Origin of the sequence: Streptomyces sp. NPDC094147, assembly GCF_044764265.1 — a bacterium.
Taxonomy (GTDB): Bacteria; Actinomycetota; Actinomycetes; order Streptomycetales; family Streptomycetaceae; genus Streptomyces.
In genome coordinates this window covers 144,073-163,106 of sequence record NZ_JBIWHT010000003.1, presented here as the reverse complement: position 1 = coordinate 163,106, position 19,034 = coordinate 144,073, and the positions used below count along the sequence as shown (strand labels likewise).

Annotated in this window: 15 protein-coding genes; 1 reads left to right on the top strand and 14 read right to left on the bottom strand. The window is 69.5% G+C overall.

The genetic code is table 11. The features are described 5' to 3' along the window. The first annotated feature begins 132 nt into the window (after positions 1–132). Complete coding sequence (gene fahA, locus ACIQ8J_RS08130; RefSeq protein WP_403268180.1) at positions 133–1,359, top strand: fumarylacetoacetase; 1,227 nt, start codon at positions 133–135, stop codon at positions 1,357–1,359. Positions 1,360–1,422: 63 nt separating this feature from the next. Here the strand turns inward: fahA and recQ are convergent, their stop codons facing one another. The 14 genes from recQ to ACIQ8J_RS08060 form a co-directional block, all read right to left on the bottom strand. Further along, positions 1,423–3,279, bottom strand: a complete 1,857-nt coding sequence (gene recQ / locus ACIQ8J_RS08125) for a DNA helicase RecQ (RefSeq protein ID WP_403268177.1) — start codon at positions 3,277–3,279, stop codon at positions 1,423–1,425. Positions 3,280–3,618: 339 nt separating this feature from the next. Beyond that, positions 3,619–5,271, bottom strand: a complete 1,653-nt coding sequence (nuoN, locus tag ACIQ8J_RS08120) for an NADH-quinone oxidoreductase subunit NuoN (protein ID WP_403268174.1) — start codon at positions 5,269–5,271, stop codon at positions 3,619–3,621. Beyond that, entirely contained in the window at positions 5,268–6,839 is a 1,572-nt protein-coding gene (locus tag ACIQ8J_RS08115) for an NADH-quinone oxidoreductase subunit M (RefSeq protein ID WP_403268171.1), read from the bottom strand. Before ACIQ8J_RS08115 ends, nuoN begins: the two co-directional genes overlap by 4 nt. 4 nt (positions 6,840–6,843) lie before the next feature. Further along, positions 6,844–8,727 (bottom strand): NADH-quinone oxidoreductase subunit L, encoded by a 1,884-nt coding sequence (gene nuoL, locus ACIQ8J_RS08110; RefSeq protein WP_403268168.1) that lies wholly within the window; start codon positions 8,725–8,727, stop codon positions 6,844–6,846. Between the two features lie 14 nt (positions 8,728–8,741). After that, entirely contained in the window at positions 8,742–9,041 is a 300-nt protein-coding gene (gene nuoK, locus ACIQ8J_RS08105; RefSeq protein ID WP_100578793.1) for an NADH-quinone oxidoreductase subunit NuoK, read from the bottom strand. Continuing rightward, complete coding sequence (locus tag ACIQ8J_RS08100; protein ID WP_403268840.1) at positions 9,038–9,847, bottom strand: NADH-quinone oxidoreductase subunit J; 810 nt, start codon at positions 9,845–9,847, stop codon at positions 9,038–9,040. The genes nuoK and ACIQ8J_RS08100 overlap by 4 nt, the downstream gene beginning before the upstream one ends. Continuing rightward, entirely contained in the window at positions 9,847–10,425 is a 579-nt protein-coding gene (gene nuoI, locus ACIQ8J_RS08095; RefSeq protein ID WP_403268165.1) for an NADH-quinone oxidoreductase subunit NuoI, read from the bottom strand. Before nuoI ends, ACIQ8J_RS08100 begins: the two co-directional genes overlap by 1 nt. 46 nt (positions 10,426–10,471) lie before the next feature. Then, on the bottom strand, positions 10,472–11,824 hold the full coding sequence (nuoH, locus tag ACIQ8J_RS08090) for an NADH-quinone oxidoreductase subunit NuoH (protein ID WP_403268163.1): 1,353 nt from the start codon (positions 11,822–11,824) through the stop codon (positions 10,472–10,474). Then, a complete protein-coding gene (locus ACIQ8J_RS08085; RefSeq protein WP_403268160.1) occupies positions 11,821–14,322 on the bottom strand; it encodes an NADH-quinone oxidoreductase subunit G in 2,502 nt (833 codons plus the stop codon). The genes nuoH and ACIQ8J_RS08085 overlap by 4 nt, the downstream gene beginning before the upstream one ends. After that, complete coding sequence (gene nuoF / locus ACIQ8J_RS08080; RefSeq protein WP_403268157.1) at positions 14,319–15,680, bottom strand: NADH-quinone oxidoreductase subunit NuoF; 1,362 nt, start codon at positions 15,678–15,680, stop codon at positions 14,319–14,321. Before nuoF ends, ACIQ8J_RS08085 begins: the two co-directional genes overlap by 4 nt. Beyond that, positions 15,680–16,408 carry an NADH-quinone oxidoreductase subunit NuoE gene (gene nuoE, locus ACIQ8J_RS08075; protein WP_403268155.1) on the bottom strand — a complete coding sequence of 243 codons (729 nt, stop codon included), beginning with the start codon at positions 16,406–16,408 and terminating at the stop codon, positions 15,680–15,682. The genes nuoF and nuoE overlap by 1 nt, the downstream gene beginning before the upstream one ends. Before the next feature lie 17 nt (positions 16,409–16,425). After that, positions 16,426–17,748 carry an NADH-quinone oxidoreductase subunit D gene (locus tag ACIQ8J_RS08070; protein WP_403268152.1) on the bottom strand — a complete coding sequence of 441 codons (1,323 nt, stop codon included), beginning with the start codon at positions 17,746–17,748 and terminating at the stop codon, positions 16,426–16,428. Further along, positions 17,748–18,464 (bottom strand): NADH-quinone oxidoreductase subunit C, encoded by a 717-nt coding sequence (locus ACIQ8J_RS08065; protein WP_403268149.1) that lies wholly within the window; start codon positions 18,462–18,464, stop codon positions 17,748–17,750. Before ACIQ8J_RS08065 ends, ACIQ8J_RS08070 begins: the two co-directional genes overlap by 1 nt. Next, positions 18,461–19,015: a NuoB/complex I 20 kDa subunit family protein gene (locus ACIQ8J_RS08060; RefSeq protein ID WP_403268146.1), complete on the bottom strand. Its 555-nt coding sequence runs from the start codon at positions 19,013–19,015 to the stop codon at positions 18,461–18,463. Before ACIQ8J_RS08060 ends, ACIQ8J_RS08065 begins: the two co-directional genes overlap by 4 nt. Positions 19,016–19,034: the final 19 nt, after the last annotated feature.

Below are 19,034 nucleotides of genomic sequence, written 5' to 3'. Positions count from 1 at the left end.
AGAGACGCTACGGGGGAACGACCGCATGCGGAGACGGAATTTCCGGACATTGCGAACTCTTTAGGCACTGCCGTCCCGCGCAGCGCCGACGTAACGTGTGACCCACACCCGTGGAAAGCGAGGCAGGCACCGATGTCCGAGCAGAGCCCGCTCGAACTGGCCGAGGGCGACCCCTTCGGCCCGCACAATCTCCCCTACGGCGTCTTCTCCGCGCCGGACCGTCCGGCCGACCGGAGGGTCGGCGTCCGCATCGGCGACCACGTCCTGGACGCGGGGGCGGCGGCGCACGCGCTGGGCTCCCCGTACGCGGCGCTCCTCGCCAAGCCGAGCCTCAACCCGCTGCTCGCGGCGGGGCGCACGGCCTGGCGCGATGTGCGCCGGGCGCTCACCGCCTGGGTGACGGTGCCCGCGCACCGGCCGGTCATAGAGCCCCTCCTGCACCCGCTGTCCACCGTCGAACTGCATCTGCCGTACGAGGTCGCCGACTACGTCGACTTCTACGCGAGCGAGCACCACGCCACGAACGTGGGGCAGATCTTCCGCCCGGACGGCGCCGCGCTGACCCCCAACTGGAAGCACCTGCCGATCGGTTACCACGGCCGGTCGGGCACGGTGGTCGTCTCGGGGACGGAGGTGGCGCGTCCGCAGGGCCAGCGCAAGGCCCCGGCGGACCCGGCGCCCGTCTTCGGCCCTTCCACCAAGCTGGACATCGAGGCGGAGGTCGGCTTCGTGGTGGGAACGCCGTCGAAGCTGGGGCAGCGGGTGGAGCTCGGGTCCTTCGACGACCACGTCTTCGGCCTGTTCCTCCTCAACGACTGGTCGGCGCGGGACATCCAGGCCTGGGAGTACGTGCCGCTCGGCCCCTTCCTCGGCAAGTCCTTCGCGACCTCGGTGTCGGCGTGGGTCACCCCGCTGGAGGCCCTCACCGCGGCCCGCACCGCCCCGCCGGCCCGTGACTTCCCCCTGCTGCCCTACCTGGACGACTCCGCCGAGGAGGTCCCCGGGGGCTTCGACCTCCGCATCTCGGTGACGATCAACGGCACGGTCGTCGCCGAGCCGCCGTTCTCCTCCATGTACTGGACGGCCGCGCAGCAGCTGGCCCACATGACGGTGAACGGCGCGTCGCTCCGTACCGGGGACGTGTACGGCTCGGGCACCGTGAGCGGACCCGAGCGCTCGCAGCGGGGCTCCTTGCTGGAGCTCACGTGGAACGGCACGGAGCCGCTGGAACTGCCCTCCGGGAAGCGGACGTTCCTGGAGGACGGGGATGTGGTGACGCTGACGGCCTGGGCACCGGGCCCGGACGGCACCCGGGTGGGGCTGGGCGAGGTGACGGGGCGGATCGTGGCGGCGGGCTGAGCTCTGCCCCCACGCGGCGGAGCCGCACAATGTCACAGCGGGAAGAGGCGGGGTAGTGGCGGGCTAATCCAGGGTTGCCAGGACGCCCAGCACGCCCTCCCCGTACTTCGCCCGCTTGTTCTCGCCCACGCCACTGATCGTGCCCAGCTCCTGAACCGAGCCGGGCCGCACCGTCGCGATCTCCCGCAACGTCGCATCGTGGAAGATGACGTACGCCGGAACCCCCGCCTCCTTCGCCTGCGCCGCCCGCCACGCCCGCAGCGCCTCGAACACCGGCACCGCCTCCTCGGGCAGATCGACCACCGCGGCCTTCTTCCCCGAGGAGCTCCGCGCCGCCCGCACCGGCTTCTCCGGCTCCGTCCGCATCCAGACCTCCCGCCGGCCGCCGAGCACCTCCCCACTCGGCTCCGTCAGGACCAGCGTCCCGTACTCCCCCTCCACCGCCAGCAGCCCCAGGGCGAGCAACTGCCGTACCACGCCCCGCCATTGGGCCTCGGACAGGCCTTCCCCGATGCCGAAGACGGACAGCGCGTCATGGTCGAACTGGATGATCTTCGCGGTCTTGCGGCCGAGCAGAATGTCGATGATCTGGCCCGCGCCGAACTTCTGGCCCCGCTCGCGCTGAAGGCGTACGACGGTGGAGAGCACCTTCTGCGCCGCCACCGTGCCGTCCCACGTCTGCGGCGGAGTCAGACAGGTGTCGCAGTTGCCGCAGTTCTCGGCCGAAGCCTCCTGGCCGAAGTAGCCGAGCAGCTGGGCCCGCCGGCACGAGGCCGTTTCGCAGAGCGCCAGCATCGCGTCCAGATGCGCGGCCGCCCGGCGCCGGAACGCCTCGTCGCCCTCGCCGCCCTGGATCAGCTTCCGCTGCTGGACGACATCCTGGAGCCCGTACGCCATCCAGGCCGTCGACGGCAGCCCGTCGCGGCCCGCGCGGCCGGTCTCCTGGTAGTAGCCCTCGACCGACTTGGGCAGGTCGAGGTGGGCCACGAACCGCACGTCCGGCTTGTCGATGCCCATGCCGAAGGCGATGGTCGCCACCACCACCAGGCCGTCCTCCCTGAGGAAGCGCGACTGGTTGACGGCGCGCGTCCCGGAGTCGAGCCCCGCGTGGTACGGAACGGCCCGCACTCCGTTGTCGCTCAGGTACTGGGCGGTCTTCTCCACCGAAGCGCGCGAGAGGCAGTAGACGATTCCGGCGTCCCCGTCGTGCTCCTCCTTGAGGAAGGTGAGCAGCTGCTTCTTCGGGTCGCTCTTCGGCACGATCCGGTACTGGATGTTCGGCCGGTCGAAGCTCGCCACGAAGTGCCGGGCGTCGGGCATCCCGAGGCGCTGGGTGATCTCGCGGTGGGTGGCGTCCGTGGCGGTCGCGGTCAGTGCGATGCGCGGCACGTCCGGCCAGCGCTCGCCGAGCAGGGACAGGGTGAGGTAGTCGGGGCGGAAGTCGTGGCCCCACTGCGCCACGCAGTGCGCCTCGTCGATCGCGAAGACGGAGATCTTGGCCCGCGCGAGCAGGTCGAGGGTGGCCTCCACGCGCAGCCGCTCGGGCGCCAGGTACAGCAGGTCGAGCTCGCCCGCGAGCAGCTCGGCCTCGACGGTGCGACGCTCGTCGAAGTCCTGCGTGGAGTTGATGAACCCGGCGCGCACGCCGAGCGCGCGCAGCGCGTCCACCTGGTCCTGCATCAGCGCGATGAGCGGTGAGACGACCACGCCGGTGCCGGGTCTGACGAGCGCCGGGATCTGGTAGCAGAGGGACTTTCCGCCGCCGGTCGGCATGAGCACGACGGCGTCGCCGCCGGCCACGACGTGCTCGATGACCTCGCCCTGTGCGCCGCGGAATGCCTCGTACCCGAAGACGCGGTGCAGCGTCTGCTGGGCCTCGCTCTCCGCGGCCACCGTCTGCGTCCCGCCCGTCACACTCATCGCTCTGTCCCCCGCACTGGTCCGTCGACTGCCTCACCGTTCACCCCAGCAACGATAGGGGCCCGAGCCGACACCCCGCGAAGTTATCCACAGGCCGGGGGTGCCCGCGGCGCCGAGTCCCCCACCCCACCCCTTCCCGAAACCCTCCGGGGGCGGGCGAGAAGGGTGCGCTTCCCCGGGGGCTCCGCCCCCAGACCCCGGCGGGGGCTCCGCCCCCTGCACCCCCTTCGGGGCTCCGCCCCGGACCGGGAAGCGGTGGGGCGGGGCGGGGCGGGGCGGGGAAAAGCGAAAGCCCCGGCGCCAAACCTCCGCACCGGGGCCCCGCCTACCGCACGGCGGCTACCGCACAAACACCCCCGCGCTGTGCGCCAGATCCAGGAAGTACTGCGGCGCCACACCCAGCACCAGCGTCACCGCCACCCCCACCCCGATCGCCGTCATCGTCAGCGGCGACGGAACCGCCACCGTCGGCCCGTCCGCCTTCGGCTCGCTGAAGAACATCAGCACGATCACCCGGATGTAGAAGAACGCGGCGACCGCCGAGGACACCACACCGACCACGACCAACGCCCCGGCCCCGCCCTCCGCCGCCGCCTTGAACACGGCGAACTTCCCGGCGAACCCGGACGTCAGCGGGATGCCCGCGAAGGCGAGCAGAAAGACCGCGAAGACCGCCGCGACCAGCGGCGAACGGCGGCCCAGGCCCGCCCACTTGGACAGGTGCGTCGCCTCGCCGCCCGCGTCCCGGACCAGCGTGACGACGGCGAACGCCCCGATCGTGACGAAGGAGTACGCCGCCAGGTAGAACAGCACGGACGAGATGCCGTCCGCGTTGGTCGCGATGACACCGGCCAGGATGAACCCGGCGTGCGCGATCGAGGAGTACGCGAGCAGCCGCTTGATGTCGGTCTGGGTGATGGCGACGACCGCGCCGCCCAGCATCGTGATGATCGCGACGCCCCACATGACCGGCCGCCAGTCCCAGCTCATGCCGGGGAGTACGACGTACAGGAGGCGGAGCAGCGCGCCGAAGGCCGCGACCTTGGTGGCCGCCGCCATGAAGCCGGTGACCGGGGTGGGGGCGCCCTGGTAGACGTCCGGGGTCCACATGTGGAACGGCACCGCGCCGACCTTGAACAGCAGGCCCATCAGGACCATCGCGCCGCCGATCAGCAGCAGCGCGTCGTTGCCCATGGTGCCGGCGAGCGCCGGGTCCACCGTCTGGACCGAGCCGCTCACCACGTCCGCGATCGCGGCGTACGAGACGGAGCCCGCGTAGCCGTACAGGAGCGCGATGCCGAAGAGCAGGAAAGCGGAGGAGAACGCGCCGAGCAGGAAGTACTTGACCGCGGCCTCCTGCGACATGAGTCGCTTGCGGCGGGCCAGTGCGCACAGGAGGTAGAGCGGGAGCGAGAAGACTTCCAGGGCGACGAACAGCGTCAGCAGGTCGTTCGCGGCGGGGAAGACCAGCATCCCGGAGATCGCGAACAGGGCCAGCGGGAAGACCTCGGTCGTGGTGAACCCGGCCTTCACGGCGGCCTTCTCGCTGTCGCTGCCCGGCACCGAGGCCGCCTGCGCTGCGAACGAGTCCACCTTGTTGCCGTGCGCCACCGGGTCCAGGCGCCGCTCGGCGAAGGTGAAGACCGCGACGATGGAGGCCAGCAGGATCGTGCCCTGGAGGAAGAGCGCCGGGCCGTCGACCGCGATCGCGCCCATGGCCGCGATGTGCGCCTTGGTCGTGCCGTAGCCGCCGGCCGCCAGGCCGACCACCGCCGCGAAGGCGGCGGCGAGCGCGGCCACCGACAGGAACACCTGCACGTAGTAGCGGCTGCGGCGCGGGAAGAAGGCCTCCACGAGGATGCCGAGGAGGGCCGCGCCCACCACGATCAGCGTGGGTGCGAGCTGGGCGTACTCGATGTGCGGCGCCGGGATCTTGTCCAGCTTTCCGCCGGCCGCCGTGGTCCACAGGCTGTGGACAGCTGATGTGCTCACTTGGCCGCCTCCACCACCGGGTTGGGGTCCTTCTGCTGTACGTCCGACATGGTCTGCCGCACCGCCGGGTTGACGATGTCCGTCAGCGGCTTGGGATAGACGCCGAGGAAGATCAGCAGCGCGATCAGCGGGGCGACCACGAGCAGTTCGCGGACCTTGAGGTCCGGCATGCCCTGGACCTCCGCCTTGACCGGGCCGGTCATCGTCCGCTGGTAGAGGACGAGGACGTACAGCGCAGCCAGCACGATGCCGAGGGTCGCGACCACACCGGCCGCCGGATAACGGCTGAACGTGCCCACCAGGACCAGGAATTCACTCACGAACGGCGCGAGGCCGGGCAGTGACAGCGTGGCGAGGCCACCGATCAGGAAGGTGCCGGCCAGGACCGGGGCGACCTTCTGCACCCCGCCGTAGTCCGAGATGAGCCGGGAGCCGCGGCGCGAGATGAGGAAGCCGGCCACCAGCATCAGCGCGGCCGTCGAGATCCCGTGGTTGATCATGTAGAGCGTGGCGCCGGACTGGCCCTGGCTGGTCATCGCGAAGATGCCCATGACGATGAAGCCGAAGTGCGAGATCGAGGCGTACGCCACCAGGCGCTTGATGTCCCGCTGGCCGACCGCGAGCAGCGCCCCGTAGATGATGCTGATCACGGCGAGGACCACGATCACCGGCGTCGCCCACTTGCTGGCCTCCGGGAAGAGCTGGAGGCAGAAGCGGAGCATCGCGAAGGTGCCGACCTTGTCGACCACCGCGGTGATCAGCACGGCGACCGGGGCGGTCGCCTCACCCATCGCGTTGGGCAGCCAGGTGTGCAGCGGCCACAGCGGGGCCTTCACCGCGAAGGCGAAGAAGAAGCCGAGGAACAGCAGCCGTTCGGTGTTGGTCGCCATGTGGAGCGAGCCGTTGGCGCGGGCCGTCACGATCTCGTTCAGCGAGAACGAGCCCGCCACGACGTACAGGCCGATGACCGCGGCCAGCATGATGAGGCCGCCGACCAGGTTGTAGAGCAGGAACTTGACGGCCGCGTACGAGCGTTGGGTCGCCGCCGCCGCGTCGCCCTGCGCATGGGCCCGGTCGCCGAAGCCGCCGATGAGGAAGTACATCGGGATGAGCATGGCTTCGAACAGGATGTAGAAGAGGAAGACGTCGGTGGCCTCGAAGGAGAGGACCACCATCGCCTCGACGGCGAGGATCAGGGCGAAGAAGCCCTGGGTCGGCCGCCAGCGGCTGCTGTTGGTCTCCAGGGGGTCGGCGTCGTGCCAGCCGGCCGCGATGATGAACGGGATCAGCAGCGCGGTGAGCCCGATGAGGGAGACCCCGATGCCGTCCACGCCCAATTCGTAGCGGACGCCGAAGTCCTTGATCCAGGCGTGCGATTCGGTCAACTGGTAGCGGGCGCCGCCCGGTTCGAACCGTACGAGCTGGATCGCGGAGAGCGCCAGGGTGCCCACCGAGACCAGCAGGGCCAGCCACTTGGCGGCGGTCCGCCGGGCCGCCGGGACGGCCGCGGTGGCGACCGCGCCGAGCGCCGGGAGTGCCGCCGTCGCGGTAAGGAGGGGGAAGGACATTGCGTTACACCGCCCTCATCAGCAGAGTCGCGGCGATGATCACCACAGCACCTCCGAACATCGAGACCGCGTAGCTGCGGGCGAAGCCGTTCTGCAGCTTGCGCAGCCGGCCGGAGAGCCCGCCGACCGAGGCGGCGGTTCCATTGACGACTCCGTCGACCAGGCTGTGGTCGAGGTAGACGAGCGAGCGGGTGAGGTGCTCGCCGCCGCGGACCAGGACCACGTGGTTGAAGTCGTCCTGGAGCAGGTCGCGGCGGGCGGCCCGGGTGAGCAGCGAGCCGCGCGGGGCGACGGCCGGGACCGGCCTGCGACCGTACTGGGCGACGGCCAGGCCGACGCCGAGCAGCAGGCAGAGGACCGTGGCGCCGGTGACGGTCCACTGGCCGACCGGCGAGTTGCCGTGGTCGAAGGAGGTGACCGGCTCCAGCCACTTCACGAACCGGTCGCCGATACCGAAGATGCCGCCCGCGAAGACCGAGCCGAAGGCGAGGACGATCATGGGGATCGTCATGGACCTCGGGGACTCGTGGGGGTGGACCTCCTCCGCGTTCCACCGCTTCTCGCCGAAGAAGGTCAGGATCATCACGCGTGTCATGTAGTACGCGGTGATCGCGGCGCCGAGCAGGGTGACCGCGCCGAGGATCCAGCCCTCGGTGCCGCCCTTGGCGAACGCCGCCTCGATGATCTTGTCCTTGGAGAAGAAGCCGGACAGGCCGGGGAAGCCGATGATGGCGAGGTAGCCGAGGCCGAAGGTGGCGAAGGTGATCGGCATGTACGCGCGCAGGCCCCCGTACTTGCGCATGTCCACCTCGTCGTTCATGCCGTGCATGACCGAGCCCGCGCCGAGGAAGAGCCCGGCCTTGAAGAAGCCGTGCGTCACCAGGTGCATGATCGCGAAGGCGTAGCCGATCGGACCGAGGCCGGTGGCCAGGATCATGTAGCCGATCTGCGACATGGTCGAGCCCGCGAGGGCCTTCTTGATGTCGTCCTTCGCGCAACCGACGATCGCACCGAACAGAAGCGTGACCGCGCCGACGACCACGACCGCCGTCTGGACGTCGGGCACCGCGTTGAAGATCGCGCCGGAGCGGGTGATCAGGTAGACGCCGGCGGTCACCATGGTCGCCGCGTGGATCAGGGCCGAGACCGGGGTCGGGCCCTCCATCGCGTCGCCGAGCCAGGACTGCAGCGGCACCTGCGCCGACTTGCCGCAGGCGGCGAGCAGCAGCATCAGGCCGATGGTGGTGTTGCGGCCCCAGCCGGTCTCACCGGTCTCGTTGAAGACGGTCGAGAAGGCGAACGAGCCGAAGGTCGTGAACATCACCATGATGGCGATCGACAGGCCCATGTCGCCGACCCGGTTGACCAGGAAGGCCTTCTTCGCGGCGGTCGCCGCGCTGGGCTTGTGCTGCCAGAACCCGATGAGCAGGTAGGACGCGAGGCCCACGCCTTCCCAACCGACGTACAGGAGCAGGTAGTTGTCGGCGAGGACCAGCAGCAGCATCGCCGCGAGGAACAGGTTGAGGTAGCCGAAGAAGCGGCGGCGGTTCTCGTCGTGCTCCATGTAGCCGATCGAATAGATGTGGATCAGGGTGCCCACACCGGTGATCAGCAGCACGAAGGTCATCGACAACTGGTCGAGGTGGAAGCCGACGTTGGCCTGGAAGCCCTCGACCGGCACCCAGCTGAACAGGTGCTTGGTCAGCGTCCGGTTGTCGGACGGGCGGCCCAGCATGTCGACGAAGAGCACCGCGCCGATGACGAAGGACACACCCGCGAGCAGCGTGCCCAGCCAGTGGCCGACCCGGTCCAGTCTCCGTCCGCCGCACAGCAGTACGGCCGCTCCGAGCAGAGGCGCCGCGATGAGCAGCGCGATGAGGTTCTCCACGATTCAGCGACCCCTTACAGCTTCATCAGGCTGGCGTCGTCGACCGAGGCCGAGTGGCGGGAACGGAAGAGCGACACGATGATCGCGAGCCCGACCACGACCTCCGCGGCGGCGACGACCATCGTGAAGAACGCGATGATCTGGCCGTCCAGATTGCCGTGCAGCCGGGAGAAGCAGACGAATGCGAGGTTGCAGGCGTTGAGCATCAGCTCGACGCACATGAAGACCACGATCGCGTTCCGCCTGATGAGCACTCCGGCGGCGCCGATGGTGAACAACAGGGCCGCGAGATAGAGGTAGTTGACCGGATTCACTTGACCGCCTCCTCGTCCCGGCCGAGCCGCTCCTCGGAGCGCTGCTCCAGGGCCTTGAGGTCGGCGAGCGCCTCGTTCGACACGTCGCGGATCTGGCCGCGGCCGCGCAGCGTCTGGTTGACGGTGAGCTCCGAGGGCGTGCCGTCGGGCAGCAGGCCCGCGACGTCCACCGCGTTGTGCCGGGCGTAGACGCCGGGGGCGGGCAGCGGGGGCAGGTGCTTGCCGCGTACGCGCTCCTCGGACATCTCGCGCTGGGTCTTGGCGCGCTCGGTGCGCTCCCGGTGGGTGAGCACCATCGCGCCGACCGCCGAGGTGATGAGCAGGGCGCCGGTGATTTCGAAGGCGAAGACGTACTTGGTGAAGATGAGGGTCGCCAACCCCTCCACGTTTCCATTGGCGTTGGCCTGGCCGAGGCCGTTGAACGTCTTCAGCGAGGCGTTGGCGATGCCGGCGATGAGGAGCACCCCGAAGCCGAGCCCGCAGGCCGCGGCCCACCAGCGCTGCCCCTTGATGGTCTCCTTCAGCGAGTCGGCGGCGGTGACGCCGACCAGCATGACGACGAAGAGGAACAGCATCATGATCGCGCCGGTGTAGACGACGATCTGGACGACGCCCAGGAAGTACGCCCCGTTGGCGAGGTAGAAGACCGCGAGGATGATCATGGTCCCGGCGAGGCAGAGCGCGCTGTGCACGGCCTTCTTCATGAGGATGGTGCACAGGGCGCCGATCACGGCGACCGTGCCGAGCACCCAGAACTGGAAGGCCTCCCCGGTGGAGGTGTGCGAGGCGGCCGCGGCGAACGACATCATGCCTCCACCCCCTCGGGACGCTCGCCCTGGGAGCGGGCGACCTGGCGCTCGGTGCCGGGCGCGGCCTCGGTGACCAGGCCGCGGTAGTAGTCCTGCTCGTTCATGCCCGGGTAGATCGCGTGCGGGGTGTCGACCATGGCGTCGTCGAGCCCGGCGAGCAGCTGCTCCTTGGTGTAGATCAGGCTCTCGCGGGAGGAGTCGGCCAGTTCGAACTCGTTGGTCATCGTCAGCGCCCGGGTCGGGCAGGCCTCGATGCACAGGCCGCACAGGATGCAGCGGGCGTAGTTGATCTGGTAGACCCGGCCGTAGCGCTCGCCCGGCGAGTAGCGCTCCTCGTCCGTGTTGTCCGCGCCCTCCACATAGATGGCGTCGGCCGGACAGGCCCAGGCGCACAGCTCGCAGCCCACGCACTTCTCCAGGCCGTCCGGGTGCCGGTTGAGCTGGTGCCGGCCGTGGAAGCGCGGCGCCGTGGTCTTGTGCTGCTCCGGGTACTGCTCGGTCAGCCGCTTCTTGAACATGGCCTTGAAGGTCACGCCGAAGCCGGCCACCGGGTTCAGGAACTTGTCCCCGGACACGTTCGTAGCATCCGCAGACCCCGCGGACCCTGTCGGTTCGATCGATTCAGACACCGTCGCCCTCCCTTCCTTCTCGGTCACTGTCAGTATCGGTCCCGCCACTGACAATCAACTCGCGCTCCTGGCGCGGCCGTCGGCGGGGCACCGGCGGGAGGGTCTGCCCGGGCAGCGGCGGCACCGGGAATCCACCGGCCATCGGGTCGAACGCGGCGGGCGGCGCCTTCGCCTCCTCGGCCTCCTTCTTGCCGCGGAACACGTCCGCGACGAAGGAGAGGAGCAGCACCGCGACGACCGCGCCGCCCACGTACAGCACGATCCTCGAGAAGTCGTAGCCGTCGTTGCGCAGCGCCCGTACGGTCGCGACCAGCATCAGCCAGACCACCGAGACCGGGATGAGGACCTTCCACCCCAGCTTCATCAGCTGGTCGTAGCGGACCCGGGGCAGCGTGCCGCGCAGCCAGATGAAGAAGAAGAGCAGCAGCTGGACCTTGATGACGAACCAGAGCATCGGCCACCAGCCGTGGTTCGCGCCCACCCAGAAGGTGCTGATGGGCCAGGGCGCGCGCCAGCCGCCGAGGAAGAGGGTGACCGAGACGGCCGAGACGGTGACCATGTTGACGTACTCGGCGAGCATGAACATCGCGAACTTGATGGACGAGTACTCGGTGTTGAAGCCGCCCACCAGGTCGCCCTCGGACTCCGGCATGTCGAACGGGGCCCGGTTGGTCTCGCCGACCATCGTGATGATGTAGATGATGAACGAGACCGGCAGCAGCACGATGTACCAGCGGTCGCCCTGCGCCTCCACGATCTTCGACGTCGACATCGACCCCGAGTAGAGGAACACCGAGGCGAACGCCGCGCCCATGGCGATCTCGTACGAGATCATCTGCGCGCAGGAGCGCAGACCGCCGAGCAGTGGATACGTCGACCCGGACGACCAGCCCGCCAGGACGATGCCGTAGATGCCGACCGAGGCGACCGCGAGGACGTAGAGCATCGCGATCGGCAGGTCGGTGAGCTGCATCGTGGTGCGTTGACCGAAGATCGACACCTCGTTGCCCGCGGGCCCGAACGGGATCACGGCGATCGCCATGAACGCGGGGATCGCGGCGATGATCGGAGCCAGGACGTAGACGACCTTGTCGGCCCGCTTGACGATGACGTCTTCCTTCAGCATCAGTTTGATGCCGTCGGCGAGCGACTGGAGCATGCCCCAGGGGCCGTGCCGGTTGGGGCCGATGCGCAGCTGCATCCAGGCGACGACCTTGCGCTCCCACACGATGGAGAACAGCACGGTCACCATCAGGAACGCGAAGCAGAAGACGGCCTTGACGACCACGAGCCACCAGGGGTCGCGGCCGAACATGGAGAGGTCCTCCGCGGCGAACATGATCATGCCTCCACCACCTCCGAGGGGGCTTCCGTTACGGCCGGGCCGATCCGGACGACCTGTCCGGGGACCGCGCCGGTGTCCGCGGTGACCCCGCCGCCGACGGAGTTCAGCGGCAGCCACACCACCCGGTCGGGCATCTCGCTGACCTGGAGCGGGAGTTGGACGCTGCCGCAGCTGCCGGTGACCTCCAGGAGGTCGCCGTCCTTCACTCCGCACTCGGTGGCGGTGGCCGGGGAGAGCCGGGCGACGGCCGCGTGCCGCGTGCCCGCCAGCGCCTCGTCGCCCTCCTGGAGCAGGCCCTGGTCGAGCAGCATCCGGTGACCGGCGAGAACGGCCTCGCCCTCGGAAGGCCGGGGCAGCGGCTGCGCCGACTCCAGGGGCTCACTCGCGCGCGGCCCGTCCCACATGCCGAGCCGCCTCATTTCGTTCCGTACGGACTTCACGTCCGGGAGCGCGAAATGCACGTCCAAAGCATCGGCCAGCATGTGCAGCACCCGTGCGTCCGTGGGCGCCGGGGTGCGGGTCAGCTGCTCGGGCTTCAGGGCGGCCTCGAACGGCCGTGCCCTGCCTTCCCAGTTGAGGAAGGTGCCGGACTTCTCGGCGACGGCCGCGACCGGCAGGACCACGTCCGCCTGCGCGGTGACCGCGCCCGGCCGCAGTTCGAGACAGACCACGAAGGCCTCGCCGAGCGCCTCCCGCGCGCGGGCCGGGTCCGGCAGGTCCGCCGGGTCCACGCCCGCGACGAGCAGCGCGCGCAGTTCGCCGGTGGCCGCGGCCTCGACGATCTGGCCGGTGTCGCGCCCGTAGCGGTGCGGCAGTTCGCGTACTCCCCAGGCCGCCGCGACCTCTTCGCGGGCGCGGGGGTCGGTGGCCGGGCGGCCGCCGGGCAGCAGCGACGGGATCGCGCCCGCCTCCACCGCGCCGCGCTCACCGGCCCGGCGCGGGATCCACACCAGTTCGGCGCCGGTCGCCGAGGCCGCGCGCACCGCGGCGGTCAGCCCGCCGGGCACCCCCGCGAGCCGTTCGCCGACCACGAGGACGGCGCCCGGGGAGCGCAGCGCCTCGGCGGCCTTCGCGCCGTCCGCGTCCAGGCCGACGCCGCCCGCGAGCGCGTCCAGCCACTCGGTCTCGGTGCCGGGCGCGGCGGGCAGCAGCGTGCCGCCCGCCTTCTCCAAGCCGCGCGTCATGTGGGTGGCGAGCGAGAAGGTGCGCTGGCCGTGCTTGCGCCAGGCCTTGCGCAGCCGCAGGAAGACGCCGGGCGCCTCCTCCTCGGACTCGAAGCCGACCAGGAGGACGGCCGGCGCCTTCTCCAGGGAGGTGTAGGTGACGCCCCGGCCGTCGAGGTCGCGGCCCCGCCCGGCAACGCGCGCCGCCAGGAAGTCCGCCTCCTCGGCCGAGTGCACCCGGGCCCGGAAGTCGACGTCGTTGGTGTCGAGGGCGATCCGGGCGAACTTGGCGTAGGCGTAGGCGTCTTCGGCGGTCAGCCGGCCGCCGGCGAGCACTCCGGCCCGGCCGCGCGCGGCGGCGAGCCCGGCGGCGGCCGCCTCCAGCGCCTCGGGCCAACTGGCGGGCTCCAGCTCACCCGATGCGGAATCGCGTACGAGAGGAGTGGTCAGACGGTCCGGCTTCTGCGCGTACCTGAATCCAAACCTGCCCTTGTCGCACAGCCATTCCTCGTTGACCTCGGGGTCCTCGCCCGCGAGGCGCCGCATGACCTTTCCGCGCCGGTGGTCGGTGCGGGTCGCGCAGCCGCCCGCGCAGTGCTCGCACACCGACGGCGACGACACCAGGTCGAAGGGGCGGGAGCGGAAGCGGTACGCCGCCGAGGTCAGCGCGCCGACCGGGCAGATCTGGATGGTGTTTCCGGAGAAGTACGACTCGAACGGGTCGCCCTCGCCCGTGCCGACCTGCTGGAGCGCGCCCCGCTCGATCATCTCGATCATCGGGTCGCCGGCGATCTGGTTGGAGAACCGGGTGCAGCGGGCGCACAGCACACAGCGCTCGCGGTCCAGGAGCACCTGGGTGGAGATCGGGACCGGCTTCTCATAGGTGCGCTTCTTGCCTTCGAAACGCGAATCCGTGTCACCGACCTGCATCGCCTGGTTCTGCAGCGGGCACTCGCCGCCCTTGTCGCAGACCGGGCAGTCCAACGGGTGGTTGATCAGGAGGAGTTCCATCACTCCGCGCTGGGCCTTCTCGGCGACCGGCGAGGAGAGCTGGGACTTGACCACCATGCCGTCGGTGCAGGTGATGGTGCAGGACGCCATCGGCTTGCGCTGGCCCTCGACCTCGACGATGCACTGGCGGCAGGCGCCGGCCGGGTCGAGCAGCGGGTGGTCGCAGAACCGCGGGATCTCGATGCCGAGCTGCTCGGCGGCGCGGATCACCAGCGTGCCCTTGGGGACGCTGATGTCGATGCCGTCGATGGTCAGCGAGACGAGGTCTTCCGGCGGCACGGCCTCGCCGCCCCCGGAGGGAGCGCTACTCGTCGTCACAGTCATGCGTTCACCTCCGTGCTGTTGTCCGCCCAGACCGTGGACCTGGCGGGGTCGAAGGGGCAGCCCCTGCCCGTGATGTGCTGCTCGTACTCCGCGCGGAAGTACTTCAGCGAGGAGAAGATCGGCGAGGCGGCGCCGTCGCCGAGCGCGCAGAACGACTTGCCGTTGATGTTGTCGGCGATGTCGTTCAGCTTGTCGAGGTCGCCCATCGAGCCCTTGCCGGCCTCGATGTCGCGGAGCAACTGGACCAGCCAGTACGTCCCTTCGCGGCACGGGGTGCACTTGCCGCAGGACTCGTGGGCGTAGAACTCGGTCCAGCGGGTGACCGCCCGCACCACGCAGGTGGTCTCGTCGAAGCACTGGAGCGCCTTGGTGCCGAGCATCGACCCGGCCGCGCCCACGCCCTCGTAGTCCAGCGGCACATCGAGGTGCTCGTCGGTGAACATCGGGGTCGAAGAGCCGCCCGGCGTCCAGAACTTGAGCCGGTGGCCGGGCCGCATCCCGCCGCTCATGTCGAGCAGCTGGCGCAGCGTGATGCCGAGCGGCGCCTCGTACTGTCCGGGGCTCGCGACGTGCCCGCTCAGCGAATACAGCGTGAAGCCGGGCGACTTCTCGCTTCCCATGGATTTGAACCAGTCCTTGCCCCGGTTCAGGATCGCGGGAACCGACGCGATGGATTCCACGTTATTGACGACAGTGGGGCACGCGTAGAGACCGGCCACCGCAGGGAAGGGGGGACGCAGCCGGGGCTGACCGCGACGGCCTTCGAGGGAGTCCAGGAGTGCGGTCTCCTCGCCACAGATGTACGCGCCCGCGCCCGCGTGCACGGTGAGTTCGAGGTCGAGACCGCTGCCGAGGACGTCCTTGCCGAGGTAGCCCGCCGCGTAGGCCTCCCGCACGGCCTCGTGCAGCCGCCGCAGTACGGGGACGACTTCGCCCCGCAGATAGATGAAGGCATGCGAAGAGCGGATCGCGTAACAGGCGATCACGATCCCCTCGATGAGGGAATGCGGGTTGGCGAACAGGAGCGGGATGTCCTTGCAGGTCCCGGGCTCCGATTCGTCGGCGTTGACAACTAGATAGTGCGGTTTGCCGTCACCCTGCGGAATGAACTGCCACTTCATTCCGGTCGGGAAGCCCGCGCCGCCGCGGCCGCGCAGACCGGAGTCCTTGACGTATGCGATGAGGTCGTCGGGCGTCATCGCGAGCGCCTTGCGCAGGCCTTCGTAGCCTTCGTGCCGCCGGTAGGTCTCCAGGGTCCAGGAGTCCGGCTGGTCCCAGAAGGCGGAGAGGACCGGTACCAGGAGCTTCTCCGGGCTGCTCCCGTTCCCGTTTCGTTCGATCTCGGTTGCCAAGGTCATCACTCCCCCTCCTCGGTGGCCGCGTCGCGGGGCACCTCGTCACGCGGGTGCACCACACGCACCCCCGGCGTCTCGCCCTTGGCCAGCTTCAGGCCGACCAGCGAGGCCGGTCCCGCGCCGCCGGTCGCCTCGACGGCGCCGGGGCGCTCGTCGGGGAAGCCGGCCAGGATCCTCGCGGTCTCCTGGTAGGTGCACAGCGGCGCGCCCCGGGTCGGCGCCACCTGGCGGCCCGCGCGCAGGTCGTCCACGAGGCGCTTGGCGGTCTCGGGGGTCTGGTTGTCGAAGAACTCCCAGTTGACCATCACCACGGGCGCGAAGTCGCAGGCCGCGTTGCACTCGATGTGTTCGAGCGTGACCTTGCCGTCTTCGGTGGTCTCGTTGTTGCCGACGCCCAGGTGCCGCTTCAGTTCCTCGAAGATGGCGTCGCCGCCCATCACCGCGCACAGGGTGTTGGTGCAGACGCCGACCTGGTAGTCGCCGGACGGCTTGCGCCGGTACATGGAGTAGAAGGTGGCGACGGCGGTGACCTCGGCCGTCGTCAGCTTCAGGAGGTCCGCGCAGAAGGCCATGCCGGTGCGCGAGACGTATCCCTCCTCCGCCTGTACGAGGTGGAGCAGCGGCAGCAGGGCGGAGCGGCTGTCCGGGTAGCGGGCGACGATCTCCTTGCCGTCCGCCGCGAGCCGGGCGCGCACATCGGCCGGATAGTCGGGCGCGGGCAGCTGGGGCATGCCCAATTGGATGTCTGTCACCGGTCGACGCCTCCCATCACGGGGTCGATGGACGCGACGGCGACGATGACGTCGGCGACCTGGCCGCCCTCGCACATGGCCGCCATGGCCTGCAGATTGGTGAAGGACGGGTCGCGGAAGTGGACCCGGTAGGGGCGGGTGCCGCCGTCGGAGACGACGTGCACGCCGAGTTCGCCCTTGGGCGACTCGACGGCCACATAGGTCTGTCCGGCGGGGACCCGGAAGCCCTCGGTCACCAGCTTGAAGTGGTGGATCAGGGACTCCATCGAGGTGCCCATGATCTTCTTGATGTGGTCGAGGGAGTTGCCGAGTCCGTCCGGGCCGAGCGCGAGCTGCGCGGGCCAGGCGATCTTCTTGTCCTCGACCATGACCGGTCCCGGCGCGAGCCGGTCCAGGCACTGCTCGACGATCCTGAGCGACTGGCGCATCTCCTCCAGGCGGACCAGGAAGCGGCCGTAGGAGTCGCAGGTGTCGGTGGTCGGGATGTCGAACTCGTAGTTCTCGTAGCCGCAGTACGGGTCGGTCTTGCGCAGGTCGTGCGGCAGGCCCGCCGAGCGCAGGATCGGGCCGGTCGCGCCGAGCGCCATGCAGCCGGTCAGGTCGAGGTAGCCGACGTCCTGCATACGGGCCTTGAAGATGGGGTTGCCGGTGGCGAGCTTGTCGTACTCCGGCAGGTTCTTCTTCAGGGTCTTCACGAGCTCGCGGAGCTGGTCCACCGCGCCCGGGGGCAGGTCCTGGGCGAGTCCGCCGGGCCGGATGAACGCGTGGTTCATGCGCAGGCCGGTGATCAACTCGTAGATGTCGAGAATGAGTTCACGATCACGGAAGCCGTAGATCATGATCGTGGTCGCGCCGAGTTCCATGCCGCCGGTGGCGATGCACACCAGGTGCGAGGAGAGCCGGTTGAGCTCCATCAGCAGGACGCGGACGACCGAGGCCCGGTCCGGGATCTGGTCGGTGATGCCGAGGAGCTTCTCGACGCCGAGGCAGTACGCCGCCTCGTTGAAGAACGGCGTCAGGTAGTCCATGCGCGTGACGAAGGTGGTGCCCTGCGTCCAGGTGCGGAATTCGAGGTTCTTCTCGATGCCGGTGTGCAGATAACCGATTCCGCAGCGGGCCTCGGTGACGGTCTCGCCGTCGATCTCCAGGATCAGCCGCAGCACGCCGTGCGTGGAGGGGTGCTGGGGGCCCATGTTGACGACGATGCGCTCGTCGTCGCCCTTGGCGGCGGACTGGACGACCTCGTCCCAGTCGCCGCCGGTGACTGTATATACAGTCCCCTCGGTCGTTTCCCGAGCAGACGCGTGAGAAGTGGACATCAGGTGTACGACCTCCGCTGGTCCGGAGCCGGGATCTGGGCGCCCTTGTACTCGACCGCGATGCCGCCGAGGGGGTAGTCCTTGCGCTGCGGGAAGCCCTGCCAGTCGTCCGGCATCATGATCCGGGTGAGGGCGGGGTGGCCGCCGAAGACGATGCCGAAGAAGTCGTAGGTCTCGCGCTCGTGCCAGTCGTTGGTCGGATAGACCGCGACCAGCGAGGGGATGTGCGGGTCGGCGTCCGGCGCGGAGACTTCCAGGCGGATCAGCCGGCCGTGCGTGATCGAGCGCAGGTGGTAGACGGCGTGCAGCTCACGCCCCTTGTCGCCGAGGAAGTGGACGCCGCTCACCCCCGTGCAGAGCTCGAAGCGCAGGGCGGGGTCGTCGCGCAGGGTGCGGGCGACGCGTACGAGGTGTTCGCGCGCGATGTGGAAGGTGAGCTCGCCGCGGTCGACCACGGTCTTCTCGATGGCGTTCTCGGGCAGCAGGTCCTGCTCCTCCAGGGCGCCTTCGAGTTCGTCGGCCACCTCGTCGAACCAGCCGCCGTACGGCCGCGAGGTGGCGCCGGGCATCGTCACGGTCCGTACGAGACCGCCGTAGCCGGTGGTGTCGCCGCCGTCGCCGGCCCCGAACATGCCCTTGCGTACGCCGATGACCTCGTCGGTGTCCGCACGCGGTGCAGGCACACCGTTGTTCTCGGGAGTATCGGGAGAGCTCACCGCAGCAGCCCCTTCATCTCAATGGTGGGGAGCGCCTTGAGGGCCGCCTCCTCCGCCTCGCGGGCCGCCTCCTCCTGGTTGACCCCGAGCTTGGAACTCTGGATCTTCTGGTGGAGCTTGAGGATCGCGTCCATCAGCATCTCGGGCCGGGGTGGGCAACCGGGCAGGTAGATATCAACCGGGACAATATGGTCAACACCCTGAACAATTGCGTAATTATTGAACATTCCGCCCGATGAGGCGCAAACCCCCATGGAAATGACCCACTTGGGGTTGGGCATCTGGTCGTAGACCTGCCGCAGCACCGGCGCCATCTTCTGGCTGACCCGGCCGGCCACGATCATCAGGTCGGCCTGGCGCGGGGAGCCGCGGAAGACCTCCATGCCGAACCGGGCCAGGTCGTAACGGCCCGCGCCCGTCGTCATCATCTCGATGGCGCAGCAGGCGAGGCCGAAGGTGGCGGGGAATACGGACGCCTTGCGCACCCAGCCCGCGGCCTGCTCAACAGTGCTCAGCACGAAGCCGCTAGGCAGTTTCTCTTCGAGTCCCATGAGTGTGAACCTCAGCCCC